The 23,196-nt window shown below is 62.6% G+C and carries 24 protein-coding genes and 1 tRNA gene; 13 read left to right on the forward strand and 12 right to left on the reverse strand.

What is annotated here, in order from left to right; genetic code table 11:
* Positions 1-42: 42 nt before the first annotated feature.
* On the forward strand, positions 43-1,041 hold the full coding sequence (thiL, locus tag IVB40_RS16155; protein ID WP_247819295.1) for a thiamine-phosphate kinase: 999 nt from the start codon (positions 43-45) through the stop codon (positions 1,039-1,041).
* A gap of 235 nt (positions 1,042-1,276) precedes the next feature.
* Positions 1,277-3,397 carry a sodium-translocating pyrophosphatase gene (locus tag IVB40_RS16160; protein WP_027567258.1) on the forward strand — a complete coding sequence of 707 codons (2,121 nt, stop codon included), beginning with the start codon at positions 1,277-1,279 and terminating at the stop codon, positions 3,395-3,397.
* A 270-nt stretch (positions 3,398-3,667) separates the two neighbouring features.
* Here IVB40_RS16160 and IVB40_RS16165 read toward each other — a convergent pair whose 3' ends face one another.
* Together IVB40_RS16165 and IVB40_RS16170 are read right to left on the reverse strand one after the other, a co-directional pair.
* Positions 3,668-4,669, reverse strand: coding sequence for a tripartite tricarboxylate transporter substrate binding protein (locus tag IVB40_RS16165; RefSeq protein WP_247819296.1), 1,002 nt, complete (start codon positions 4,667-4,669; stop codon positions 3,668-3,670).
* An 86-nt stretch (positions 4,670-4,755) separates the two neighbouring features.
* Positions 4,756-5,241, reverse strand: coding sequence for an outer membrane protein assembly factor BamE (locus IVB40_RS16170; protein WP_027567256.1), 486 nt, complete (start codon positions 5,239-5,241; stop codon positions 4,756-4,758).
* A 98-nt stretch (positions 5,242-5,339) separates the two neighbouring features.
* Here IVB40_RS16170 and IVB40_RS16175 point away from each other — a divergent pair, with 98 nt between their 5' ends.
* From IVB40_RS16175 to IVB40_RS16210, 8 genes are all read left to right on the forward strand, one after another.
* The gene (locus IVB40_RS16175) at positions 5,340-5,891 is read left to right on the forward strand and encodes a ubiquinol-cytochrome C chaperone family protein (RefSeq protein ID WP_247819297.1); all 552 of its coding nucleotides are present in this window, start codon (positions 5,340-5,342) and stop codon (positions 5,889-5,891) included.
* Positions 5,888-6,451 (forward strand): DUF177 domain-containing protein, encoded by a 564-nt coding sequence (locus IVB40_RS16180; RefSeq protein ID WP_247819298.1) that lies wholly within the window; start codon positions 5,888-5,890, stop codon positions 6,449-6,451. Before IVB40_RS16175 ends, IVB40_RS16180 begins: the two co-directional genes overlap by 4 nt.
* A 298-nt stretch (positions 6,452-6,749) precedes the next feature.
* Positions 6,750-7,811 (forward strand): phosphate acyltransferase PlsX, encoded by a 1,062-nt coding sequence (gene plsX / locus IVB40_RS16185; RefSeq protein ID WP_027567253.1) that lies wholly within the window; start codon positions 6,750-6,752, stop codon positions 7,809-7,811.
* Entirely contained in the window at positions 7,808-8,788 is a 981-nt protein-coding gene (locus tag IVB40_RS16190; RefSeq protein ID WP_026233249.1) for a beta-ketoacyl-ACP synthase III, read from the forward strand. The genes plsX and IVB40_RS16190 overlap by 4 nt, the downstream gene beginning before the upstream one ends.
* Positions 8,789-8,921: 133 nt before the next feature.
* Positions 8,922-9,263, forward strand: a complete 342-nt coding sequence (locus tag IVB40_RS16195) for an integration host factor subunit alpha (protein ID WP_018456841.1) — start codon at positions 8,922-8,924, stop codon at positions 9,261-9,263.
* Positions 9,264-9,290: 27 nt separating this feature from the next.
* A complete protein-coding gene (locus tag IVB40_RS16200; RefSeq protein WP_007611070.1) occupies positions 9,291-9,869 on the forward strand; it encodes a MerR family transcriptional regulator in 579 nt (192 codons plus the stop codon).
* 118 nt (positions 9,870-9,987) lie between these two features.
* Positions 9,988-10,065 (forward strand) — tRNA-Pro (locus IVB40_RS16205).
* Between the two features lie 345 nt (positions 10,066-10,410).
* Entirely contained in the window at positions 10,411-10,848 is a 438-nt protein-coding gene (locus IVB40_RS16210; RefSeq protein WP_247819299.1) for a hypothetical protein, read from the forward strand.
* A gap of 48 nt (positions 10,849-10,896) precedes the next feature.
* On the opposite strand, the gene IVB40_RS16215 is transcribed toward IVB40_RS16210, so the two are convergent.
* Entirely contained in the window at positions 10,897-12,261 is a 1,365-nt protein-coding gene (locus tag IVB40_RS16215; RefSeq protein WP_247819300.1) for an amidohydrolase family protein, read from the reverse strand.
* Between the two features lie 171 nt (positions 12,262-12,432).
* Here IVB40_RS16215 and IVB40_RS16220 point away from each other — a divergent pair, with 171 nt between their 5' ends.
* Positions 12,433-12,591 (forward strand): hypothetical protein, encoded by a 159-nt coding sequence (locus tag IVB40_RS16220; protein WP_247435116.1) that lies wholly within the window; start codon positions 12,433-12,435, stop codon positions 12,589-12,591.
* On the opposite strand, the gene IVB40_RS16225 is transcribed toward IVB40_RS16220, so the two are convergent.
* The 3 genes from IVB40_RS16225 to IVB40_RS16235 all read right to left on the reverse strand — a co-directional run bounded on the left by IVB40_RS16225 (position 12,588) and on the right by IVB40_RS16235 (position 14,042).
* The gene (locus tag IVB40_RS16225) at positions 12,588-12,755 is read right to left on the reverse strand and encodes a hypothetical protein (RefSeq protein ID WP_247356181.1); all 168 of its coding nucleotides are present in this window, start codon (positions 12,753-12,755) and stop codon (positions 12,588-12,590) included. The two genes, IVB40_RS16220 and IVB40_RS16225, sit on opposite strands and share 4 nt — an antisense overlap.
* A gap of 101 nt (positions 12,756-12,856) precedes the next feature.
* A complete protein-coding gene (locus tag IVB40_RS16230; RefSeq protein WP_247819301.1) occupies positions 12,857-13,339 on the reverse strand; it encodes a hypothetical protein in 483 nt (160 codons plus the stop codon).
* Between the two features lie 130 nt (positions 13,340-13,469).
* A complete protein-coding gene (locus IVB40_RS16235; protein ID WP_256468217.1) occupies positions 13,470-14,042 on the reverse strand; it encodes an HdeD family acid-resistance protein in 573 nt (190 codons plus the stop codon).
* A 1,008-nt stretch (positions 14,043-15,050) separates the two neighbouring features.
* On the opposite strand from IVB40_RS16235, the gene IVB40_RS16240 reads away from it, so the two are divergent.
* Positions 15,051-15,254 (forward strand): hypothetical protein, encoded by a 204-nt coding sequence (locus IVB40_RS16240; RefSeq protein ID WP_247462550.1) that lies wholly within the window; start codon positions 15,051-15,053, stop codon positions 15,252-15,254.
* A 232-nt stretch (positions 15,255-15,486) separates the two neighbouring features.
* Here the strand turns inward: IVB40_RS16240 and IVB40_RS16245 are convergent, their stop codons facing one another.
* The 4 genes from IVB40_RS16245 to IVB40_RS16260 form a co-directional block, all read right to left on the reverse strand.
* Positions 15,487-15,972, reverse strand: a complete 486-nt coding sequence (locus IVB40_RS16245) for a DUF992 domain-containing protein (RefSeq protein ID WP_346283293.1) — start codon at positions 15,970-15,972, stop codon at positions 15,487-15,489.
* Positions 15,973-16,575, reverse strand: coding sequence for a hypothetical protein (locus tag IVB40_RS16250; RefSeq protein WP_247397236.1), 603 nt, complete (start codon positions 16,573-16,575; stop codon positions 15,973-15,975).
* Positions 16,562-17,698, reverse strand: coding sequence for an AI-2E family transporter (locus IVB40_RS16255; RefSeq protein WP_247462548.1), 1,137 nt, complete (start codon positions 17,696-17,698; stop codon positions 16,562-16,564). The genes IVB40_RS16250 and IVB40_RS16255 overlap by 14 nt, the downstream gene beginning before the upstream one ends.
* Positions 17,699-18,002: 304 nt before the next feature.
* Positions 18,003-19,442 carry a basic amino acid/polyamine antiporter gene (locus IVB40_RS16260; RefSeq protein WP_247462546.1) on the reverse strand — a complete coding sequence of 480 codons (1,440 nt, stop codon included), beginning with the start codon at positions 19,440-19,442 and terminating at the stop codon, positions 18,003-18,005.
* A gap of 603 nt (positions 19,443-20,045) precedes the next feature.
* Here IVB40_RS16260 and IVB40_RS16265 point away from each other — a divergent pair.
* Positions 20,046-20,756, forward strand: coding sequence for a Bax inhibitor-1/YccA family protein (locus IVB40_RS16265; protein ID WP_247819303.1), 711 nt, complete (start codon positions 20,046-20,048; stop codon positions 20,754-20,756).
* A gap of 5 nt (positions 20,757-20,761) precedes the next feature.
* Here IVB40_RS16265 and IVB40_RS16270 read toward each other — a convergent pair whose 3' ends face one another.
* Both IVB40_RS16270 and IVB40_RS16275 read right to left on the reverse strand, forming a co-directional pair.
* Positions 20,762-21,265, reverse strand: a complete 504-nt coding sequence (locus tag IVB40_RS16270; protein ID WP_247819304.1) for a DUF1269 domain-containing protein — start codon at positions 21,263-21,265, stop codon at positions 20,762-20,764.
* Between the two features lie 181 nt (positions 21,266-21,446).
* Positions 21,447-23,168 carry a proton-conducting transporter membrane subunit gene (locus IVB40_RS16275; RefSeq protein WP_247819305.1) on the reverse strand — a complete coding sequence of 574 codons (1,722 nt, stop codon included), beginning with the start codon at positions 23,166-23,168 and terminating at the stop codon, positions 21,447-21,449.
* Between the last annotated feature and the right edge of the window lie 28 nt (positions 23,169-23,196).

Consider the following 23,196-nt stretch of genomic DNA (forward strand, 5'->3'; position numbering starts at 1 on the left):
GGTCAAGCCGGGCGATGACAGCGATGTGTGTGGCTAACGCTAATGACCAGCCCGCACAATCCCTCCGCCGAAGACTCCCTCATTGCGCGCTATTTCAAGCCGCTGGCGACTGATCCCGGCGCGTTGGGGTTGGTGGACGATGCCGCCATCCTGCAGGCGCTCGGCAGCGACATCGTCGTCACTACCGACGCGGTGGTGGAGGGTGTGCATTATCTTGCCAGCGATCCGCCCGATACCATCGCGCGCAAGGCGCTGCGGGTGAACCTGTCCGATCTCGCTGCCAAGGGCGCCGTGCCGGCCGGCTTCGTGCTGACACTGGCGTTGCGCAGCAGGGAAGACGGCTGGCTCAGGCCGTTTGCGGACGCGCTCGGCGAGGATGCGAAAACCTTCGCTTGTCCACTGCTCGGCGGCGATACGGTGTCGACGCCGGGGCCGCAGATGATCTCGATCACCGCCTTTGGCCGCGTGCCGCAGGGCCGGATGGTCGGCCGCAGCGGCGCCAAGCCGGGCGACCGTATCCTGGTGACGGGGACGATCGGCGACGCCGCGCTTGGCCTCGATGTGCTCAAGGGCGGCGCGGTGGCGAATGCGCTGGCCTCCGATCCGCACGCGCGCGAGACGCTGATCTCGCGCTATCGCGTGCCGCAGCCGCGCAATGCTCTCGCGCACGGCGTGCGTGACCATGCAACGGCTGCGATGGATGTCTCCGACGGGCTTGCAGGAGACCTGACCAAGCTCTGTGCGGCGTCAGGCGTCTCGGCCACGATCGAGGTGACCAGCGTGCCGCTCTCGGCCGCTGCCGCCGGCCTGATCGCGGGCAAGGTCGTTTCCGTTGAGACGCTGCTGGCCGGGGGGGACGATTACGAGGTGCTGTGCACCGTTCCGCCGGCGCAAGGCGACGCACTGATCGCCTTGGGGCGGGCGGCCGGCCTTGCCGTCACGGCCATCGGCACGATCGTCGCGGGCGATGAGCGGCCGCGCTTCCTGGACGGGCAGGGCCAAGAGCTGGTCTTGAAGCGACTGTCCTACAGCCACTTCTAGGAATTGCGCCAAACCGGCGTCCGGGCTGCCAAGACCGGCTAAATACCTGCCGAGATCGGCTTTTCGGGCTTATCTGGCGTTGCACCCTCAATTTGATTTTGGCAAGGTCGTGACCGACTAGGGCCGCGCCTTCGGGCAAGGGGCGGCCTTTTTCAAATCAAGGCGCCGCACCGCACGACGGAAAAACAAAAGGCGCCGGGGGTACGTTCATCAAGGATCTGAGGCAAAAAATCACATGACAGCATTATGGTTGATTGTGCTCTGCGGAGTGCTTTCCGTCGTCTACGCGATCTGGGCGACGTCTTCGGTTTTGAGTGCGGATGCGGGGTCTCCGCGCATGCAGGAAATCGCGGCTGCGGTGGCCGAGGGCGCGCAGGCCTATCTCAAGCGACAGTACATGACGATCGGCATGGTCGGCGTCGTGATTTTCGCCCTGCTGGCCTACTTCCTCGGCATGCTGGTTGCGATCGGCTTCCTGATCGGTGCGGTGTTGTCGGGCGCGGCGGGCTTCATCGGTATGAACGTCTCGGTTCGCGCCAATGTGCGCACCGCGCAGGCGGCGACGACATCGCTTGCCGGCGGCCTCGAGCTCGCCTTCAAGGCGGGCGCCATCACCGGCATGCTAGTCGCGGGTCTCGCACTGCTCGGCGTTACCATTTATTTCGCCTATCTCACGCACGGCATGGGGCTGAAGGCCAACGACCGTGTCGTCGTCGATGCGCTGGTGGCGCTCGGCTTCGGCGCCTCGCTGATCTCGATCTTCGCCCGTCTCGGCGGCGGCATCTTCACCAAGGGTGCTGACGTCGGCGGCGATCTCGTCGGAAAGGTCGAGGCCGGCATTCCTGAGGACGATCCGCGCAACCCGGCGACCATCGCCGACAACGTCGGTGACAATGTCGGTGACTGCGCCGGCATGGCGGCCGACCTGTTTGAGACCTATGCGGTGACTGCGGTCGCCACCATGGTGCTCGCCGCGATCTTCTTCGCGACCTCGCCGCTGCTGGTGAACATGATGACCCTGCCGCTCGCCATTGGCGGCGTCTGCATCATCACCTCGATCATCGGCACCTTCTTCGTCAAGCTCGGCGCCAGCCAGTCGATCATGGGTGCGCTCTACAAGGGCCTGATCGCGACCGGCGTGCTGTCGATCGTGGGCGTTGCCGGCGTCATCTACTGGCTGATCGGTTTCGGCCCGCTGGAAGGCGTGAAGTATACCGGCATGGCGCTGTTCGAGTGCGGCGTCGTCGGCCTCGTCGTTACCGGGCTGATCATCGTGATCACCGAATACTATACCGGCACCGATTATCGCCCGGTCAAGTCGATCGCGGCGTCGTCGGTTACCGGTCACGGCACCAACGTGATCCAGGGCCTGGCGATCTCGATGGAATCCACCGCTGGTCCGGCGCTGGTGATCATCGCCGGCATTCTCGTCACTTACAGCCTTGCCGGCTTGTTCGGCATCGCGATCGCGACCGCCACCATGCTGGCGCTGGCTGGCATGGTCGTCGCGCTCGACGCTTTCGGCCCGGTCACCGACAATGCCGGCGGCATAGCCGAAATGGCCGGTCTTCCGAAGGAAGTCCGCAAGTCCACCGACGCGCTCGACGCGGTCGGCAACACCACCAAGGCGGTCACCAAGGGCTATGCGATCGGCTCCGCCGGTCTCGGCGCGCTGGTGCTGTTCGCGGCTTACAATGAAGACCTCAAATTCTTCATCGCCAACGCCGCGAAGTATCCGTACTTCCAGGGCGTACTGCCCGACTTCTCGCTCAACAATCCTTACGTCGTCGTCGGCCTCTTGTTCGGCGGCCTGCTGCCGTATCTGTTCGGCGCGATGGGCATGACCGCCGTGGGCCGTGCAGCCAGCGCGATCGTCGAGGAAGTGCGGCGCCAGTTCCGCGAGAAGCCCGGCATCATGCAGGGCACGGACAAGCCGGACTACGGCAGGGCCGTCGACCTGCTGACCAAGGCGGCGATCAAAGAAATGATCATTCCGTCGCTGCTGCCGGTGCTGTCGCCGATCTTCGTCTATTTCGTGATCTACGCGATCGCAGGTGGCGGTGCCGTCGGCAAGTCGGCCGCGTTCTCCGCCGTCGGCGCCATGCTGCTCGGCGTGATTGTGACGGGCCTTTTCGTCGCAATCTCCATGACCTCGGGCGGCGGTGCCTGGGACAACGCCAAGAAGTACATCGAGGACGGCCATTACGGCGGCAAGGGCAGTGATGCCCACAAGGCGGCCGTGACCGGTGACACCGTCGGCGATCCCTACAAGGACACGGCAGGTCCCGCGGTGAACCCGATGATCAAGATCACGAACATCGTGGCGCTGCTGCTGCTGGCGATCCTCGCGCACTGAACCAGAGGCAGCTTTCCTGCGACAAACCCGCGGTGCAAACCGCGGGTTTTTGTTATCCGCTTTGCGGGAGCGTCGCCATGAAGTTCGAGACGACCAGATGTATCCGGTGCGGCTGCGACATGTTGGCGGCCGACAGTGTTTGTCCAACTTGCGGCAAGACGCAAAGGGGCTCCGGACAATCCGGGCCTCGCACAATGTTGGCAGTCGCGCTGGCGGCGGCCGTCCTCTTAGCATTCAACTGGTTCAAATCCCCAGCGCCACAAGCGGGGCCTACTGCACGTCCATCTGCAGCCCTTCCTTCTGGATGATGCCGGCGAACTTCTTGGTCTCGGCGTCCACGAAGGCGGCAAACTGGTCGGGCGTGCCGTAGTCGGCGCGGGCGCCCATGGCCACGATGTTCTTCTTGATGTCGTCGCGCTCGAGCATCGCCTTCACTTGAAGGTTGAGCGCTTCGACAACGGCGGGCTGCACACCCTTCGGCAGGAACACCGAGAACCACGACGAGACGTCGAAAGCCGCAAGCTCCGGCGCGCTCTCGCGCATGGTCGGCAGGTTCGGCGCAAGGTCGCTACGCTCGGTCGTGGTGACGCAGAGGCCGGTCAGGGTGCCGTTCTGCACCTGCGGCAGGCTCGGATAGAGATTGTCGAACAGGATCTGGATGTCGCCGGCGAGCGCCGCCTGGAGCGCGGGACCGGCGCCGCGGAACGGGATGTGCGTCATCTTCAGGCCGGTGAGCTGCAGGAACCAGGCGCCGGTGAGGTGAGGGCTCTGGCCGACGCCGGAGGAGGCGTAGCTGAGCTTGTCCGGATTGGCCTTGAGATAGGCGACCAGCTCGGCGATCGACTTGATGCCGGTCTTGGGATGAGCCGAGACGATGTTCGGGATCCGGATCATGTTGGAGACCGGCTGGAGCTGGTCCGGCTTGTAGGTGAGATTCTTGAAGATGCTGTAGGCGATCGCGTTCGGGCCGGGATTGCCGATCAGGATGGTGTGGCCGTCCGGCTTGGCGCGGACCACCTCGGCCGTGCCGATCGTGCCGCCGCCGCCGGAGCGATTTTCCACCACGGCCGATTGGCCCCAGGCGGTTTGCAGGTGCGCGGCCAGAAGCCGCCCCATCACGTCGGTCGAACCGCCGGCGGCAGCCGGCACGACGAGGCGGACGTTCTCGGTGGGCTTCCAGTCCGCCAGGCTCGATCGCGGCAGGATCGCTGCGGCCGAGAGGGCGGTAGCACCGGTGAGCACGCGACGGCGGGACAACAATTGTTTGGGCACGAATCCACTCCCTGCATCTTGTTTTGCATGGAGCGTATGGAACAGGACGCGCAACGGCAAGCCGCACGAAGCCGCAGGCTGAAGGCTCAGTTAAAGCTGAGCAGCTTGAAGATCGGCGTGAGGTAGCTCATCTCCTGGCCCGACGTCGGCGTGGTGCGGCTGATGAAGTCGAAGATCTTGCCGTCCTGCAGGCCGTAATTCGCAAGCCGGCGCACGCGCCGGTTCTTGTCGAAATAGACCGCGATGACGCGCTGATCGACCACCTTCTGATTCATGAAGGCGACCATGCGCTCCGAGCGCTGCGAGATGTAATAGAACACCTCGCCGTCGAGGGTTGCGACGGTGGAGGGGGTGCCCATCACGATCAGCACTTGGTCCTGGCTCGCGCCAATCGGGATCTGCTCCAGCGCGTTGGGCGGCAGGATGTAACCCTTCTGGAACTGCTCGCCGGTGCAGCCCGCAAGCGCAGCCCCAACCAGGGCCGCGGCCGCGAACAGGCGCAAGCCGCGCCAACGTGCTTGAAGGCCGCGCCGCTTGTCTGCACGCAGGCTGGTCTGGTTCGTTATCGTCATAGCGGAACTGATTCCGTCCCCTTGCGTCGCGCGAGGCGCTGAAGTACCGGGCGGAGGCTCTGAATGCAACACGCGCGCGCCCGCTTGCGGAAACCACAATGCTTTGGCCGTTCAATCACTTCAGGAAACCCCGCCTAGCCTCGCCGGGCACCATTGAAGCCATCTATGGCATGATCGTGACGCAGGCGCGAGAACCCATATTTTACCGCGACTTGGGCGTGCCGGATACCGTTAACGGGCGTTTCGATCTGTTGCTGCTGCACCTCTGGCTGCTGCTGCGCCGTCTGCGCACGGTTCAGGGCGCCGCCGAGCTGTCGCAGGCGCTGTTCGACCGCTTCTGCGAGGATATGGACGACAATCTGCGCGAGATGGGGATAGGCGACCAGACCGTGCCGAAGCGGATGCGAGCCTTCGGCGAGGCGTTTTACGGCCGGGTCCAGGCCTACGATCAGGCCATGGAAAGCGGCGGCGAGGCGCTGGCGTCGGCGATCTGCAAGAATATCTTGAATGGGGCCGGCATGGACCAGGCGCAGCGGCTCGCGGCCTATGCCAGGGCTGCCGAGGCCGACCTCGCCCGGACCGGCGAGGCCGCATTGTTGGCCGCGTCTTTCAAGTTTCCCCCAGCGCTCCCTGAGGATGTCAAGCCATGAGCCGACCGATTACCGCATCCGGGCCCGATCCCTGGCAGGTGCCCGTCATCGTTGCACAGATCCCGGACACCGGCCTGCATCGCAAGCTCGAGGCCTCGGCCGCCGAGCGGCAGGCCATGGCTGAGACGGCAGGCTTGCGCGAGGTTGTTTCGGTCCGGGCTGATTTCGATGTCGTGCCGAAAAGCGGCAACCAGATCCAGGTCACGGGGCACGTCCGCGCCCGGATCGGCCAGACCTGCGTGGTCACGCTTGACCCGATGGAGAGCGAGATCGACGAGGAGGTGGACCTGATATTTGCCCCCGAGGCCGAAGTCCGCCGCCTGGCCGAGCTGATGGAGGAGGTGCACGACGATCAGGAGCAGGTCGCCGACCCCCCGGAGGCGATCGTCAATGGCATCATCGACCTCGGCCGACTCGCCACCGACGCCCTATTCCTGGCGGTGGATCCCTATCCGCGGAAGCCGGGGGTGGTGTTTGAGCCCGAGGTCACCGCCCCCGATCCGGAGGATCATCCCTTTGCGGTCCTGAAGGCGCTCCAGGACAAGAAGAAAGACCAATAGGCGCCGTCTTTCCCAGAGGACCGCTTTGCTACGGGGCGCGAGGTGTTTGCGATCGTGGTTTGAAAGGTCGAATTATCTGTTTGATTTTGATGTGTTTCTTGTGAATTCGACCGTCTGCGGCCGGATCGTCCCGAATGCAAAAGGCTGGGGGCAAGAGGTTGTTTCGGGATAACAAAACGCTATTGTCGCGCCCCGGTCCGGGTGCGGCGTGGCGCTTGACCGACCGCCATGTTCGTGGCGAACCCATTTGCGGCCCCGCTCGTTCAAGACCGCACCAGACCAGGTTTCCAGGACTTTTATGCCAAGCAAGGTTCGCATCGCGCTTGACGCCATGGGGGGCGACGCCGGCGCCGCGGTGGTCATCCCAGGCGCCGCCATCTCGCTTGCCCGGCATCGCGAGATCGAATTCCTGCTGATCGGGGACCGCTCCAAGATCGAGCCCGAGCTCGACCGCCACCCCGCGCTGAAGGCCGCCTCGAAGATCATCCATACCGATGTCGCGGTCAGCGGCGAGGAAAAGCCGAGCCAGGCGCTGCGGCGCGGCCGCAGGACCTCCTCCATGTGGCTTGCCATCGATGCTGTGAAAAAGGGCGAGGCGGATGTCGCGGTCTCCGCCGGGAATACCGGCGCGCTGATGGCGATGTCGCGCTTCCACCTGCGCACGCTGCCGGGCGTCGATCGTCCGGCCATCGCCGGCATGTGGCCGACCAGGCGCGGCGATTCCGTGGTCCTCGACCTCGGCGCCAGCATCGGCGGCGATACCCACCATCTGGTGTCGCTCGCCATCATGGGCGCGGCGATGGCCAGCGTGTTGTTCAACAAGAAGCGTCCCACGGTCGGCCTGCTCAATATCGGGGTCGAGGAGATCAAGGGGCACGAGGAGATTCGCGAGGCCGGCGAAATCCTGCGCGCCAGGAACCTCCCCGAACTCGACTATCTCGGCTTCGTCGAGGGCGACGGCATCGGCAAGGGAGTGGCGGACGTCATCGTCACCGAAGGCTACAGCGGCAACATCGCGCTGAAGGCCGCGGAGGGAACCGCACGGCAGATGGCGGAATTGCTCCGGGACGAGATGAAACGGGGCTGGCTGTCAAAGCTCGGCTATCTCTTTGCGCGCAACGCCTTCCAGGCCCTGCGGAACAAGATGGACCCGAACAAATCCAACGGCGGCGTATTGCTGGGGTTGAACGGGATCGTGGTCAAGAGCCATGGCGGAATCGCTGCCGAAGGCTTTGCCTATGCGATTGATGTTGGCTATGAGATGGTCAAATTCGATCTCCTCAACAAGATCAATCAGATGCTCAACCGCGAAGGTGGTGCACTCAATTCCGTGCAGGCCGCGCAGGAGGCTGTTTCGTGACTCAAATTCGTTCGGTCGTGCTGGGCTGCGGCTCTTATTTGCCGGAGCAGGTGGTGACCAACGCCCAATTGGCGGCGCGCATTGACACGTCCGACGAGTGGATCGTGCAGCGCACCGGCATTCGCGAGCGGCACATCGCGGCCGAGGGCGAGTTCACCTCGCATCTGGCGCTCAAGGCGGCGCAGGCTGCGCTCGCCGATGCCGGCGTGGACGCGCAGTCGATCGATCTGATCGTGCTCGCGACCTCGACCCCTGACAACACTTTCCCCGCCAGCGCGGTCGCCGTGCAGCATGGGCTCGGCATCAACCATGGCGCGGCCTTCGACCTTCAGGCGGTGTGCTCGGGCTTCGTGTTCGGGCTCGCCACCGCCGATAATTTCCTGCGCACGGGCGCCTTCAAGCGCGCGCTGGTGATCGGCGCGGAAACCTTCTCGCGCATCCTCGACTGGACCGATCGCGGCACCTGCGTGCTGTTCGGCGACGGCGCCGGCGCGGTGGTGCTGGAGGCGCAGGAGCAGCCGGGCAATGCCGCGACCGACCGCGGGATCGTGACCACGCATTTGCGCTCCGACGGCCGCCACAAGGCGAAGCTGTTCGTCGACGGCGGCCCGTCCTCGACCCAGACTGTCGGCCATCTGCGCATGGAGGGCCGCGAGGTCTTCAAGCACGCGGTCGGCATGATCACCGATGTGATCGTCGATGCCTTCAAGGCGACCGGGCTCAATGCCGACAGCATCGACTGGTTCGTGCCGCACCAGGCCAACAAGCGGATCATCGACGCGTCCGCGCACAAGCTCCACATCGCGCCGGAGAAGGTGGTGCTGACGGTGGACCTTCACGGCAACACCTCGGCTGCCTCGATCCCGCTGGCGCTTTCGGTGGCGCGCAAGGACGGCCGCATCAAGCGCGGCGACCTGGTTCTGCTCGAAGCCATGGGCGGCGGCTTCACCTGGGGCTCCGCGCTGGTGCGCTGGTAAGCCACAGTCGATAAAATTTTGCCCGAATCAGATCGGATTATCGATGCGCCTGCATTGATGAGCGCTGTTGACCGCCGTATCGTAAGCTCATAATTTCAGACAACAATTGTTCGCCGTGATGTGGGGCAGGGCGATGACCGATCAAAGTAAAACCGTAACGCGTGTCGATCTGTGCGAAGCCGTCTACCAGAAGGTGGGGCTGTCGCGCACGGAATCGTCTGCCTTCGTGGAACTCGTGCTGAAGGAGATCACCGATTGCCTTGAGAAAGGCGAGACGGTGAAGCTGTCCTCGTTCGGCTCCTTCATGGTCCGCAAGAAGGGTCAGCGCATCGGTCGCAACCCGAAGACCGGCACCGAGGTGCCGATCTCGCCGCGCCGGGTCATGGTGTTCAAGCCGTCCGCAATCCTGAAGCAGCGGATCAACGCCCAGCACCGCACCAATGGCGACGCCAGCAAGGCGCAACCCGAGGCGTAATCCGCCTTCCGGATAAGGATTTGGCATTTGGACAAGGCGCCGGATGCGTTCCGAACCATCAGCGAAGTAGCGCAGGAACTCGACATTCCGCAGCACGTGCTGCGGTTCTGGGAGACGCGTTTCTCCCAGATCAAGCCGATGAAGCGCAGCGGCGGCCGCCGCTATTACCGCCCCGACGACGTCGACCTGCTCAAGGGTATCCGCCGTCTCCTCTACGGCGAGGGCTACACCATCCGCGGCGTGCAGCGGATCCTCAAGGAGCACGGCGTCAAATCGGTGCAGGGCCTCGCCGACAGCGCGGCCGCGGTCTCGTTCGGGGCTATCGAGGACGCCGTCGGCGCCAGCCTGATGGAGCCCGAGGAGGAGACCGGCGTCCGCGGCGCCCGCGATAGTGACGACGACGATTACCAGGGCGAGGAGGAGGAGGGCATCGACTTCCGCTTCTCCGAGACCGACGACGAGGAAATCCTCACCACCTTCCGCAAGGGCGGCACCCCCGCCGCGCCCGCAGGCCCCAGCGCCATCGACCGGGAGCGCCTCGGACGGGTGCTCGCCGAACTCATCGCCTGTCGCGAAATGCTGGATCAGGCGCTCAAGGACGCCTGACGCCGGATCTCCTCGGCTTTGGGGGCAGTTCCGGTGCCTTTCGGCAGAGGCACCAAAATCCAAAATGGTGTGACCTCGCCTTGCGCAAACCGGCGATCCTAGCTAATGGAACGACGTTCGGAGCGTGGCGCAGCCCGGTTAGCGCACTAGTCTGGGAGACTAGGGGTCGGAGGTTCAAATCCTCTCGCTCCGACCATTTTTCTAAATTGCATCAAGGTCAGTTCGGCGCCGTCGACCTACGGCGCATCGCCTGTTTACAGCCGGTTTACAAATTCCGTTCAGCAAGCGTTCTGGGCACTCGGCAGGGAATATTGCACCTACCGTACCCAGCCACGATCTGTTAAGGCGAGTCAGCGCCACACCGCAATTGCTGATGGTGGAAGCGCTGGGGGGCTACGGCTGCAATGGCAGCGCACAAGTTCGATCACCCGCCGCTACTGGCGCCGGGGCGTCACTTTATGACGCTCCGTGAAATCGAGTCCCTTGCGTTCATCGATTTCATGGCCAAGCACGGCAGAGAAGAGAAAAGCTCTTCTATGCCTTGGAAGAGCTTGCCCAGGAGCTGCTTCGCGTAAAGCTTTCCTGCATAGCGTTCGTTGACGGCAGTTTTCTTTCAGAAAAACTAGATCCCGGAGACGTGGATGTTCTTGTAAATATTGACGACGATGTGATGCAGAACTTGCTCCCAGAGGAAAGAATACTTATCGATGCTTTGAATTTAGAACACCATATTGCATTCGTAGACGATCGCAAAACAGGTGCCGGCAAGGACTCCCTGGATCAAATAGCTTCTTGGGACGAGCGTCGGCGTAAGTGCCGCCGCGAAGAACAATGCAACGCCAATCCGACGCCTGATAGAGATACCACGTACCGCCAGACGATCTGCGCGAGACTCTTGACGATGTTCATTCCGCCACTCTCTCCGATGCTGGCTTGTGATCGGGAAGCCCACGGCGGCAATGAACCTGCGCAGACGTGAATTGCGTGCGAGCAAGACCGGCAGCGCGCGAAGCATCCCGCCCAGGGATCATTTCGGACGAATGTCCTTGTAGATGATGCCGTCCTTCATGATCACGACGAATTTGTTCTCCGGATCGGCGATGAGGCGAATGTCCTCCAAGGGATTGCCGTCGACGAGCAGGAGATCCGCCAACGCGCCTTCTTCGACCACTCCGAGCTTGCCGGGATAGGGATTGCGCGCACCGGAGAGGGCAAGCAACTCTCCGTTTGCTGAAGTCGCCATTGCCAATGCTTCCGCCGGGGTGAACCAACGTGTGAGATCCACGATGCCCTGACCCTGATGCTCAGCCAACGCCTTGGAGAAGAGAATATCAGTCCCGAAGGCCGTCTTGATCTTGTATTTTTTGACAAACCCGTACGTGGTGTCGGTGCCAGCAACCACTTGGCGCATCTGCGCTTGTTGCACGGGAGGAAGCATGGCTGCGCCGCCGAGGTCTACGAATGGCTGTGTGCTCAGCCAGATATTCTCCTCCGCGAGGAGACGTGCGGTCGGCTCATCCATCAAATGACCATGCTCAATCACCTTGACGCCTGCAGCAACAGAGCGTCGGATGGCGTTTGGCGTATAGGCGTGGGTCGCCACATAGGTTCCCCAATCGGTAGCTGCTTCGACCGCCGCCCGCAATTCAGCCTCACTGAAGGTGGTCACATCCAGTGGGCTGAAAGGCGAAGCGACGCCGCCGCCTGCGGTCAGCTTGATTTGCGATGCGCCCTGCATGAGCTGTTCGCGCGTTCGCTTGCGAACCTCGTCGGGGCTGTCGGCGATCATGCTTCCACCGAGCTGCTCGACGCGGCTCGTTCCGGCAAGACTTTGCGGCAGCTCCCAGAGCTCACGGAAGTCGCCATGCCCTCCCGTGACTGTGATGACGGCACCCGACGGATAGATGCGAGGGGCTACCACGATCCCCTCATCGATGGCGCGCTTCAGCGCGAAGGCAGGGCCGCCCATGTCCCTTACGGTGGTGAACCCGCGCATCAGCGTAGCAGTGGCTTCCGCGCCCGCGAGCAGCATCGTGTAACCCAAGTCGCTCGAAAGCATTTGAGCAGGGGGCGGACGAACCATCGTCGCATGCCAATGCATGTCGCTGAGCCCGGGCATCAGCACGCGTCCACCGCTTGCTATAGTGCGAGTGTCCGGGGATCGATCGACCGGATTGGAAGCGATCGCAATACGCTCGATGGTGTTGCCCCGGATGAGGACATTCGATGGAGCGGAGAGCGCCTGACTCTTCCCATCGAAAATGCGCACATTCTCGAAAACTGTCAGGGCAGAGCGCTCCTGCGCCAGCCCAGGACTGAGAGCGGCGCATGACCAAAGAATGGTCGCCGCGCACGCGGCTTTTTGCATCCGCACAACGACTTCGGAGAGCATGTCGTTACCTCCTGCTTTGTGGGCCTAACGGTCACTCTGGCCTCGAATTCAGCCTTATTGATCGCTCAACGGACAGCGGCTGGGAGCGAGCTATCCGCCAGTCGCGATTACAAGCGGCACGTGGCCTAGGATGAAGGCAACCGAGGTCATCATCACCGCGCGGAAACGCAAATGTGCGCCCTGGATGGCCGCCTGCTCGAGTGTGGCCTCAAGCTGGGCCACCTATGCCTGTTTCGACGCGAGATCCGCTTCGAAGGGACCACGCTCAAGCCGATAGAGCTCATCGCCTTTGCTGATTTCGGCGCCTTCCTCGATCAGGCGCCGTTCTAGTAATGCATGACGCGGGCAACAAGGTTGACCCGATTGATCGCCTCGATCCGCCCGAGAAATTCACTGCTCTCGGTGATCGGCCGCTTGACCGCCTCCACGATGCCGACCTCGGGTGGCGTGGCCGGAGTCGACTCGGCTTGGGCCGCTCCGCCGGCGACGACCATCAGGAGAGTTGCCCCAGGAGCCTGATCGAGACGCCAGCAAGGATCATCATCCGCTCCTTGCACCGGACGTGGGGCCGGGTCAGTGCTTCCCCGGTGCCTCGCTACTCCCGCCGCATGCGATTGCTGCGTGCGGGTTCGTCGTAGCCCTTGCGGCGGCTGTAGAACATGAGCGCGATCAGGCCGCAGCCGGTCACCAGCATCAGGATTGCAGCGCCTCCCAGGATGACGTTGCGGTAAAGCGGCATGGATGGCGTTGCCTGCCATACGGCCACGCAGTACCAGATTGCCGCGACGAGAAGAGCTGCCAGAAGGGTCCCAACGACCCATCGATTCGTGATGCGCAAAGCTGCCTCCTTCGTCTGATTAGGACTGGCGCGGGCTTCGTGACAAATCTGCTGTCGGCGGATTGCGCGCGTTGCGATCCTAGTGCCATCGCCATCCGCAGCGGCGACGACCGCGATGCCACCAGCAAACCCAGCGGCGCCGGCGCGGCCGGCCCCATCCCCGACGACGAGACGGCGGTCCCCATTGTGCTTGCGTCGGGAGGTCTGGTTGCTCGCTCGGCCGGCCGAGATCGTGAGCAATCGGCATCGCTTTCGCGGCCTCAATGAAACGAACCCCGACGGCGCCGATCGCCACGGCAGCAACGGCATTCTTAGCAAAGCCAAGAAAAGCCCGACGGCTCGGTGTGTCCATCATCTTTCGTCTCCTTTGTCAGGCGGTTCGCCGCGCTGTCTGAAGGGCGTAGAGCAGCCAAGCCACTCCGTGCGAAATCAAATCGACTCCCAGCAGGAATCCGAGCGCCCAGACGCTGATGGCCGGGGAGCCGAACACGATTAGGAAGCCGGCGACCAGCCCGATGACGCCGGAAACCAGCATCAGCCAGCCACCCTGTTGCCAATGTGCAAAGCTGAGCACGCACCGGATGATCCCCGATGCCAGCAGAACCGCCCCAAGCAGCGAGGTCAGGATGAGGGCACCGGCCGCCGGCTGCATAAGCAGCAGCAACCCGAACGCAAGATAAAGCATGCCGAGCAGGATCTGCCAAAGGAATCCGCCCCATCCCTTTGTCCAAAACGCGTGGATGATCTCGAACGCGCCGACAAGAAATGCGGCAAGCCCGATCAGCTTGACGCTGATGATCGTCGCGAACACGATGTCGCCCAGCGCCAAGACGCCGGCCGCGATCATCACGACACCAAGGAGCGCGCATGTCCACCGGGAGCGAGGACCAAAGGTTCTAACGTGGGGGCTGCTGTCGTATGTGGCCACGCCATCCTCCCGCATTCCGGCGACTAATCCAGTTAGCGCCACGGAACGCTAGTCGCGGCCGCGCAATGCTGACATCCGATGAAACCCTGAATGTGTCAGGAGGAATATGCGCGGTGTCCCGAAGCCTGCTAGAAGTGCTTCCCTGGCGCCGCAGATGCGGGTCCAGGTGGTTCGCGCCGGAACAGATCGTGTGGGAAGGGAGCGCTCGAGGCGGAGGTCAGATGGGCGACTCTGCGAGCAAGCGCTGCGTCGCTCGGCTCTGAGTAGAGAGAGCCCGTTGCATGAATGACCACGAAGGTAATCCACAAAAACCCTCAGATTTGAATGGCAATGTGCGGATTTATCCGTTGACCGCCCGGTGATATGCCATGCGCTGCGATCAGCAAATAAAGCGCACACTTGCACCGGCGCTTGATAAATGAAAGGGCCTGCGAGATGCGGAAGCTTTCGCTATTGGTGATTCTCCTTTCACTTGCAGGAATGCTCCCTTCGAGTGAATCCTTTGGCCAGAGCGCAATTCGGGGTGCCGTTATTGGCGGTGCCGTCGGCGGTCGTCGCGGCGCTGCCATAGGAGCTACGGCCGGAGCGATAGCCGGTGCCCACCGGCGACATCAACATTGGCATCGCTATTATTGGCGAAACGGCAGCTGCTGGTATCGCTCGCATAGTGGAAGGTCGCACCGCGTGTCGAGTCGATACTGCCGCTAGGTGAAGCGGCTCCGCATTATGCTTTCGGCCCGTCGAGCCGCTCGAACAACAGGGAGGATAATCATGATCATTTCGAAAATGGCGCCCGTTCTGGCCTTCACCTTCATTTTGTGTAGCGTCGGCTCTGCGAACGCCAAAACCTGTTGTGCTCACTGCATCGGCGGCGCGGAGCGCCTTGCCGCTGACGGGCGCTCGCAGAGATCAATGTCTTGAATCGCGCCGAGCCTGAGAGGCTTTCGTTGCCTGTGAGATACTGCCAATTCGCTTTCCGGACATCCTAGTCATGCGGCGTCGGCTGGGCTGAGGATTCATCCCATGATTCGCCGCGTCGCCTGCCGCCGGGTAAGATGTGAAGTTGGCGTTGCGCCGCATCGCGAGAGCGCGACGAGCGGCATCAATATTCGCCGAACGCGCTTCCAGTTTCCGGACGCGACTTATCTCCTTGTTCAGGCGTTTGAGCGCGCCCGCGAAGACCTGCATCCGCTGCAGTCGGAGCTCGGTGGTTTCCGGAAAGCTTGAGCCGCGTGGTCCGGCCTTGCCTCTCCGTTCACGTTGCTTCTGTCTCACCAGAGTCTGCTCCTTGTCGCGCATCTGCCGCAGGCGGATACGGAGCTTCTCCAGACCTAGCGGATCGAGAGCGTAGATATCCGGATGATGGGAAGCCCGGATCGCACCGTACTCTTCGTGGCTCACCAAACTTCGCTCGAATTTGCATGATATAGCCATGGAGGTCTCCTTCGTCGGCTGCGATCTATCGGCGCCCGCGCGGGCCGAGTGTCAGATTGGTGATCCCCGCTGCAAGGTTCAATCCGATCGACCGCTCGATGGACAGGGGCTGCAGCATGATTGAGCGGCGAGAGCCTCCGATGAGCACATTTGCTCCGAGGCCGGGACCCATCGCGACGTTGCCGCTCGCGCCGATATAATTTCCCCGCAAGGTGCCCGGTCCGACCCGCGAATTTCGTGCTAGGACGGTCCAGGACAGAGATCCTGCGCTGGTAACGCCCAGGTCGAGACCGACGCGCCTGATCCGGCCCTCATAGATGTACTGCTGGCGTGGCCGCGTCGCGGTGAACACGCAACGAAGCTCCTGCGTCGAGCCCAGGACGAGCCCCACACGCGGTGAACTGACGCAGATGAGTCTGCCCACCCTGAACGGCTCAGCTACGGCGGGCGTGGCAAGCACGTACATGACAGCGGATCCGCAGATGGCCGCGGCAAGCGAGCTAATTCGCATTCAACCCTCCGTTGCCGTGTTCGTGTTGATGGGGGACCCGCTTGTGTCTTGATCCTGGCGGCGAAGCCAAAAGGTGATGCCGAGGCCGATTAGCAAAACGGCGCCCAGCAGGAAGAAGATCACGGATTGCTGAAGCCAGGAGATTGCTGGGACCGTGATGCCCATGGCGACGCCGAGAAAGGCTATTTGCATCGACATCAGACTGACGCCCGCGAGGAATGTCCCGAGGGCAAGCAATGTGAGGAGAACGAGGCTTGTCGCGGGCGTTGGCAGCAACTGCTGAACACCGGACACTAGCATGATGTTCATCGCGACGAGAACGGCGACCCAGTGCAGGGCCTGAGTCCAGATTAGCCGCCAGCGCTCCTCCCTGCCACCGAGGTCGGGCCATTTGTCGATGACACACACCACGCCGATCGCAAGCGCGAGGAACTCCCAATAGCCGACCAGGGGCTGGTGCGACGCATTGGTGTAGGCGACACCCGCAACAGCCAGAACTAGTGCGACGACGTAAGGAAGCTGCTGCCATAAAAAGCGCGTCATCCCCGACGGTGTTGACGGCGTGATCGTTCCGGCGATACGTTCAGCCTCAAGCTTGATCATGCGTCACCTCGAGATTGCGCTGGTCGACCATCCGCCGGGGGGCGTCCCCGAGGTAATCCTCGACGTAGAACCTGATGATCGCCACCCGGCCGACAGCGACTAGCGGCATGGCGAGCGCGATGCCCATCACGCCAAACATGGCACCCAGCAGCACGATTGCCACCAATGTCCAAGCGGGAGGGATTTCGACGGCCTGGCGCTGGATCAGCGGGCCGACTACGTAGCCCTCGATTGACTGGATGATGGTATAGACGGCGACGGCCCAGATCAGCAGCGATGCGCCGAGCGGCATCGCGACGAGCGCGATCGGAATTGCGGCAAGGATCGGTCCGAGATACGGAACGAAGTTCGAGAAGCCCGCCTGCAAGCCAAGCACGAAAGGGCCAGGCAGGCCGATTAAATAGAGCGCTGCCCAGACGCACAGGGTCATTAGGACAACGCGGATCAGTTGCCCCACGAACCACAGTCGCAGGACACTACCCATCTGGTCCATCACTTCGCGCGTCCGAGCGCGACACGATGGCTTCGCGAGCAGAACGATGCTCTCGCGGTGGCTGGTAGGATCGAAAGCAAAGAGAATGCCGAGGAACAGGATCACGAGTGCGCCAGCCAGAAAGCTGGATGCTCCGCCAAGGACGCGCTGGGCGTGGCTGAAGAAGCGGCCTTGATCAGAGACCAACCATTGCGCAAAATCGCGGCCCCACTCCGGACCGAGCAGATCGACGCCGTAGGTCAAGAGATGCTGCTGCAGCACGTCTAACTGGGTGTCCATGACCTTCAGCAGAATGCGCGTTTGTTCCGGAAGTTTTCCTGCCCCCCAGACCAGCGCGAGTCCGACCGCTGTCGTGAGCAGCAGCAGCACGACGGTCAGCCGCCAAATGCGATTGAGTCGAACGACAGGAGCCGTGGCCCTCGCGGCCGCATCCAGGAGAGCCGCGAAGAGGACGCCTGCGAAAATGACGAGGAGGCTGGAGACGGTTTTCCAGGTCAGGAAGAGAGCCACGCAGGTCCCGAGCAGGGCCAGGCCGGTAGCGAGAAGACTGCGCTGCCCGTGTGCCACGACTGCAGCCTCGCGCGGTGCGTTGTCGCGTAGTTGGTCCGGTCCAATCCTCAGCTCGCTCATGGGGTAACTCGCGGGTCGCGAAGCGGTCGGTGTGCCGAGCCTAAGTACGGATACGGCGACTGCCATAATGGGGATGAGAGCCGCCGCGATGCCGCCAGTAGCGATGCTTTGTCGGGTTGGTGTTGGTGTTTGGGGTCGCCGCGCCGGGCCCAGGTGTCGCAGCGGCAGGCTTGGGCGCGGATATGGCGGGGGCGGTCGTTTCTGCCCGGGCGAGGGTCAGCTGCGCGGTAGCAACCGACGCGGCCAGGGCCAAAGCGCCGTAGACGGCTCGTACATTCATGTTCGCCTCCACTTGACCAAGACTTCAGATCGAGATGGCTCCGGTCGCCAGTGCATAGACGCCGGTACAAGCGGCGAGCGCGAGCGCAGTAAAGATGATCGCCTCGAAAGGCTTGAAGACGGCCTCCTTGCGTTCGCGCTTGGCCAGAAAAAACAAAAGCGTTCCCGGGACGTACAATATCGAGGACAGCAGGAGGAACGTGGCGCCGCCCGCGTATATCATGCCCATGGCGTAGACCGTTGCGACGGCCGAGCGGATCCCGTCGACGGCACGGGCGCGCTCCCCTGCATGGTAAGACTGGCCAAGACACGATAGCTTGAGGCCGTATGCTGCGACCAAGAAATACGGGATCAGCGTCATCGCGCTGGTCATCTTCAAGGCGAGGGTGAATGCATATTCGGCGAACCAGGTGACCAGAACGAAGGTCTGGATGACGCAATTGGTGAGCCAGAGCGCGCCGGCAGGAACCTCGTGCTCGTTCACGCGCGCCAGAAACAGGGGCATGGTACGATTGATGGCCGCGGAATGCAGCACCTCCGCCGCGAGCAGCGACCAGGATAAATAGTTGCCAAGGATCGAGATGAGTAGGGCCACGCTGATGAAGATCGCACCCCAGCGCCCGACCATCGCTTCCATCACGCCGGCCATCGACGGTGTCGACAGGTCCGCGAGTTCCTGCCGCGGAAGCACCCCGTAGGACAGCAGCGTCACCATTACGAGAAGGCAGAGAACGGAAAGAAAGCCAGTGACCGTCGCAAACCCGATATCGGAGCGATCACGGGCGTAGCGCGAGTACACGCTGGCGCCCTCAATTCCCACGAAGGCGAACACAGTGAGCAGCATCGTGCTTCGAACCTGTGAGGAAATCGCGGCCACGCCCGGCTGTTCGGTCCCCCAAAAATTCCGGGAAATCAGATCGGGATCGAGAACGATGAACGCCACGCCGATGAAAAGCAGGATCGGGATGATCTTGGCATAGGTCGCAACCGTATTCAGTGTGGCCGCTTCCCTGATGCCTCGCAGCACCAGGAAATGGACGCACCACAGCAGGAGGGATGCTGATGCGATGGCCACCGGCGTCGTTCCGTCGCCGAAGATCGGGAAGAATTGTCCGATTGTCGCCTTGATCAGAATGAGACAGGCGACGTCCGCGATGCAGCATCCGATCCAGTAGCCGGCCGCCGAAGCGAAGCCAATATACTCTCCGAATCCTGCCTTGGCGTATGCATAGATGCCTGCGTCCAGGTCCGGCCTTCGGCGAGACAGCGCCTGAAAAACAAAGGCGAGCATCAGCATGCCGGTGCCCGCGATGCCCCAGGCGATTAACGTTCCGAGGACGCCCGTGGCATGTCCGAATGATGCGGGCAGCGCGAATATCCCGGAGCCAACCATCGATCCGACCACAAGTGCGACGAGCGCACTTCGCGAAAGCTTGGTGTCGACTTGTTTCGATGAAGGAGCCATGACGAGAATGGCTTTCCGCCGGAGATGGAGTGGCGCGCCGTCGGACTCGAGCGGGATAGGCGGCCACCCTTGGTCCCGACCTTAGAGCCGACGCTCGCCTCCGGACATCCGGGATTCTCTGTAGAAGAGAAAGCATGGAATCTGCGGACGAGCGTACCGCCGCGTTGAGGTCACTTTGGAATTACCGCGTCCGCTGCCCCCGGGGCGGCAGCGACCAGTATCAGGCCTTCACGGAAAAACTCGCCAGCCTTTGCGAGTTCTGCCGCAATACACCTGGCATGCAGGACGGCTGCGTCCTGGTCCGAGTGCTCATGTCCTGTCCCGTCCGGAGAGAGGCCGTATTTGTCGACGATGTGAAAGAAGTAGCGCATTCCAGACCGAGTAGGCTGGCGCAGCGCCTGCTTCCAGTGACAAACGTGTAAGAATCTAGACAAAAGGGATGAGGAACGCCGGATGGGCGCTTCCCGTTTCGACAAAGCTGCGGGCCGGCGGCCCGCGAGATAGGTAATGTATCCCCCGGCAGTAGGGTGATCATCCGATGTTCCCGCCAGCGCCGGACCAGTAGCTTGGCTTGTTTCTGCGATCAGACGCGATGAGGGAGCCATGTCAAACTATGATCCTAATGCGACCGTATCGGAAGCCGTTGGCGGCTCGCTCGCGATGGACGCTGGATTGCGCACATACATGCTGCGCATCTACAACTATATGGCCGCAGGTGTAGGTCTCACGGCCCTTGCGGCATGGTTGACCTATCAGCTCACGAGCCCTGCATTGCTTCAGAGCCCGCTGATGTGGGTTTTCATCCTGGCGCCGCTCGGGTTGGTGTTTTTCATCGGAGCACGCATCAATACACTGTCGGCAGGAACGGCACGGCTGCTGTTCTTCGTGTATGCCGCTTTGGTTGGCGTCTCGCTCTCAACGCTCCTGCACGTTTACACCAGCGCTTCGATCACGCGCGTCTTCTTCATCGCAGCTGCAATGTTTGGGGCACTTAGTGTCTTCGGCTACACCACCAGGCGCGATCTGTCCGGGATGGGCAGCTTCCTGTTCATGGGCCTGATCGGCGTCGTCATCGCCAGCGTGGTCAACCTCTTCATGAGATCGACAGGACTCGAATGGTTGATTTCGATCGTCGGCGTCGGAGTGTTTGCGGGACTCACGGCCTACGATACTCAACGGATCAAGGCGATGTACGACAATAGGGACGACGAGACAGCGACAGGCCGCAAGTCGGTGGTCGCGGCGCTGTCGCTCTATCTGAACTTCATTAATCTATTCATGATGCTCTTGCGGCTGATGGGCGGGCGACGCTAGGCGGCTCAGGCCGCCGGTCGCTCCGCTGTGCTGGCGAGCGCGTCTCGCAGGATCTTCTCCTTGGTCTCGTCCAGAGACGTTTTCAGCACGACCCCGCCAGCGTCCTTGATCTCGTTGAGCACCTTGTCGGCTGTCATGTTCTTGATCAGGACGAAGAGGGCGGCGTTGCCGGGAGAGAGCGAAGCCGAGAGCTCCTTCACGAACGAGTCGTTGATGCCGAAATCCGACAAAGCACCTCCCAGCGCGCCTGAGGCTGCACCCAGTGCCACGCCGATGATCGGATTGAGAAAAAGTACTCCGATCAGGAGCCCCCAAAAACTTCCGGAGATCGCGCCAGTCGCCGTTGTGTTGACGAGCTGGTTGAGCTTGACGCTCCCGGTTTCGGTCTTCACGGCAATGACGGCGTCGCTGATGCTGATCAGATACTCTTTTTGCAATTTGAGCAGCCGTTGCCGGACGTCTTCAGCCTTTGCTTCGTTCGGGTACACGATGGCGACCAGATCAGACATGGAGACCTCCTGAGAGTTTCAACCGGGGCAGCCTCCGGCGGGAAGGCCGATGCCCACCGCACGGTGCGGGGTCGAGAATAAGCGGCGAGCTGCCGCCGCGGCATCCGAGAAAACCCTCAGGCGCGGGGAGAATGTCCCGGACCTGCCTCGGCTTAATCATGCCGCTTGACCCGGCCCTGGTCTAATTAGCGCCGAACATCAACGCGGCGAGCAGCAATGTGGAAAGCAGGAGGGATATGCCGGCGCTCGACCATTGACGGAGAACGTCGTCGCCCCTTTCGACGAGGCTGCCAAATCCAAGGCAGGCGCGCCGGAACGGACCGATGATGCTCATCAGCGTCTTCCAGCCAGCCGAAAAGCCGACGGGACGCGGCCATGGACTGAGCAGGATGACGAGCGTCCCACCTCCAAGCATCGTTACGCCCAGTTTGACGAGTCCGCCGAATCCGGACAGTTTCGATGCCGCACCAGGTGGGATCGGCAGAAAGGTATCCCAAGGCACGAGTCCAAGCAGAAGCGAACAGAGCGCCAAAGCAAGCGCCGCCAGACCGCTGCTGCGGCGTGGAGGGCGGACGAGGACGACAGATTGATCTGGAGGCGCAAGCGCATGGGAGAGGACCACCAGAACATACGCGGCCGTAAACATTCCGCCGGTGTGGAGCACGACGGCCCACCACCACTGTCCCGTCCTCGCCGTTTCCTCAAGCAAGAGCTCCTTCGCAAGCGACGCTCCGCTCGGCTGAATGCCCATCAGTGCGATGCCGCCTAATCCGAAGGCCGTGACGCTCAAGGGCAGGGCTCGGGCGACGCCCCGTATCCCGGTGATGCGGTCATGACCCAGCCCGACATAGATCGAACCGACTGCCAGGAACATGGCCGCCTTGGCTGTGGCGTGGGAGGCCGCCTGAAGCACCCCGCCTGCTAGGGCCTGTCCGCTCTCGAGCCGGCCCGAGCTGTCGAGGGCGAGCGGAAACATCAAGAAGAGATATCCAATTTGAGCCAGTGTCGAATATGCCACGAGGAGCTTGAGGCGCTCCTGCCGCAAGGCCACGATGCTTCCGACCAGAATCGCGCCGGCTCCCAACGCTGCGAGAAATTGTGCGGCGGCAAACCCGGGCAGGCCCGGCAGAACGTTGAACCAAAGCCGGAGGAGGATGAAGAACGAACCCTTCACGACCAGACCGGACAGGATCGCGCTCGCTGCGGCCGGCGCGCCAGCGTGAGCGGGTGGCAACCAGAGATGCAGCGGAAAGAGCGCGGTCTTGGCGAGAAGGCCGGTCGTCATCAATGCCGCCGCGAGGAGCGTGACGACCCCTCCAGAAGGGCGCCGGGACAGCAGTTCGATATCCAGCGTGCCGTACACGCCATAGAGCAGGGCCGCACCCATCAGGTAGAGGATCGAACCGAGCAATGCGAAGAGAAGATAGCGCAACGCAGCCTGAAGCGTTTCTGCCCCGCCCCTGAGGGAGACCAGCGGTACGGCGGCGAATGTCAGCAATTCCAGCGCCACATAGAGCGTAAAGAGATCACCGCCCACGAAGATCGTATTCAGCGCCGCCCAGATCGCCAGCAACAGAACCCAGAATGCGAAGGGCGCGCGCGCGTCCGCTGCCGAAGGACGAAACTCTGTCGCAGCAAAGAGGGCAACTGCGCAGATCACGATTGCCGTCGTGGCGAGCATCACGACCGAGAAACCGTCCGCGCGCAGCGCCACGCCCAGGGGGGGTGGCCATGCGCCGAGCAGATAGACGAGGAGGCCGTCGCCTGCCGGCAAGGCCAGGCCGACTGCCACGGCGATTGCCGACCCGACCGGTACGACGGCAAAGGCGACCTGCCGGACGCGGCGGTCGCCGAGAGCGAACGCAAGCAGCACGCCCGCGACGGGTACGACGATTGACAGCACCAGCAAGAAGCCAGACGCGGTCGTTGCC

It is taken from the genome of Bradyrhizobium sp. 40 (genome assembly GCF_023100925.1).
Lineage (GTDB): Bacteria > Pseudomonadota > Alphaproteobacteria > Rhizobiales > Xanthobacteraceae > Bradyrhizobium.

What these genes read in the sequence shown, in the direction of transcription:
- IVB40_RS16180 (WP_247819298.1), top strand. Translation starts at nt 5,888, where the DNA reads ATGAGCCGACCGATTACCGCATCCGGGCCCGATCCCTGGCAGGTGCCC.
- plsX (WP_027567253.1), top strand. Translation starts at nt 6,750, where the DNA reads ATGCCAAGCAAGGTTCGCATCGCGCTTGACGCCATGGGGGGCGACGCC.
- IVB40_RS16235 (WP_256468217.1), bottom strand. Translation starts at nt 14,042, where the DNA reads ATGCGGGAGGATGGCGTGGCCACATACGACAGCAGCCCCCACGTTAGA.
- IVB40_RS16170 (WP_027567256.1), bottom strand. Translation starts at nt 5,241, where the DNA reads ATGACGATAACGAACCAGACCAGCCTGCGTGCAGACAAGCGGCGCGGC.
- IVB40_RS16250 (WP_247397236.1), bottom strand. Translation starts at nt 16,575, where the DNA reads ATGATCAAGCTTGAGGCTGAACGTATCGCCGGAACGATCACGCCGTCA.
- IVB40_RS16245 (WP_346283293.1), bottom strand. Translation starts at nt 15,972, where the DNA reads ATGCGAATTAGCTCGCTTGCCGCGGCCATCTGCGGATCCGCTGTCATG.
- IVB40_RS16225 (WP_247356181.1), bottom strand. Translation starts at nt 12,755, where the DNA reads ATGGTCGTCGCCGGCGGAGCGGCCCAAGCCGAGTCGACTCCGGCCACG.
- IVB40_RS16195 (WP_018456841.1), top strand. Translation starts at nt 8,922, where the DNA reads ATGACCGATCAAAGTAAAACCGTAACGCGTGTCGATCTGTGCGAAGCC.
- IVB40_RS16175 (WP_247819297.1), top strand. Translation starts at nt 5,340, where the DNA reads ATGCTTTGGCCGTTCAATCACTTCAGGAAACCCCGCCTAGCCTCGCCG.
- IVB40_RS16240 (WP_247462550.1), top strand. Translation starts at nt 15,051, where the DNA reads ATGATTCGCCGCGTCGCCTGCCGCCGGGTAAGATGTGAAGTTGGCGTT.
- IVB40_RS16260 (WP_247462546.1), bottom strand. Translation starts at nt 19,442, where the DNA reads ATGGCTCCTTCATCGAAACAAGTCGACACCAAGCTTTCGCGAAGTGCG.
- IVB40_RS16160 (WP_027567258.1), top strand. Translation starts at nt 1,277, where the DNA reads ATGACAGCATTATGGTTGATTGTGCTCTGCGGAGTGCTTTCCGTCGTC.
- thiL (WP_247819295.1), top strand. Translation starts at nt 43, where the DNA reads ATGACCAGCCCGCACAATCCCTCCGCCGAAGACTCCCTCATTGCGCGC.
- IVB40_RS16215 (WP_247819300.1), bottom strand. Translation starts at nt 12,261, where the DNA reads ATGCTCTCCGAAGTCGTTGTGCGGATGCAAAAAGCCGCGTGCGCGGCG.
- IVB40_RS16255 (WP_247462548.1), bottom strand. Translation starts at nt 17,698, where the DNA reads ATGAGCGAGCTGAGGATTGGACCGGACCAACTACGCGACAACGCACCG.
- IVB40_RS16265 (WP_247819303.1), top strand. Translation starts at nt 20,046, where the DNA reads ATGTCAAACTATGATCCTAATGCGACCGTATCGGAAGCCGTTGGCGGC.
- IVB40_RS16270 (WP_247819304.1), bottom strand. Translation starts at nt 21,265, where the DNA reads ATGTCTGATCTGGTCGCCATCGTGTACCCGAACGAAGCAAAGGCTGAA.
- IVB40_RS16220 (WP_247435116.1), top strand. Translation starts at nt 12,433, where the DNA reads ATGTGCGCCCTGGATGGCCGCCTGCTCGAGTGTGGCCTCAAGCTGGGC.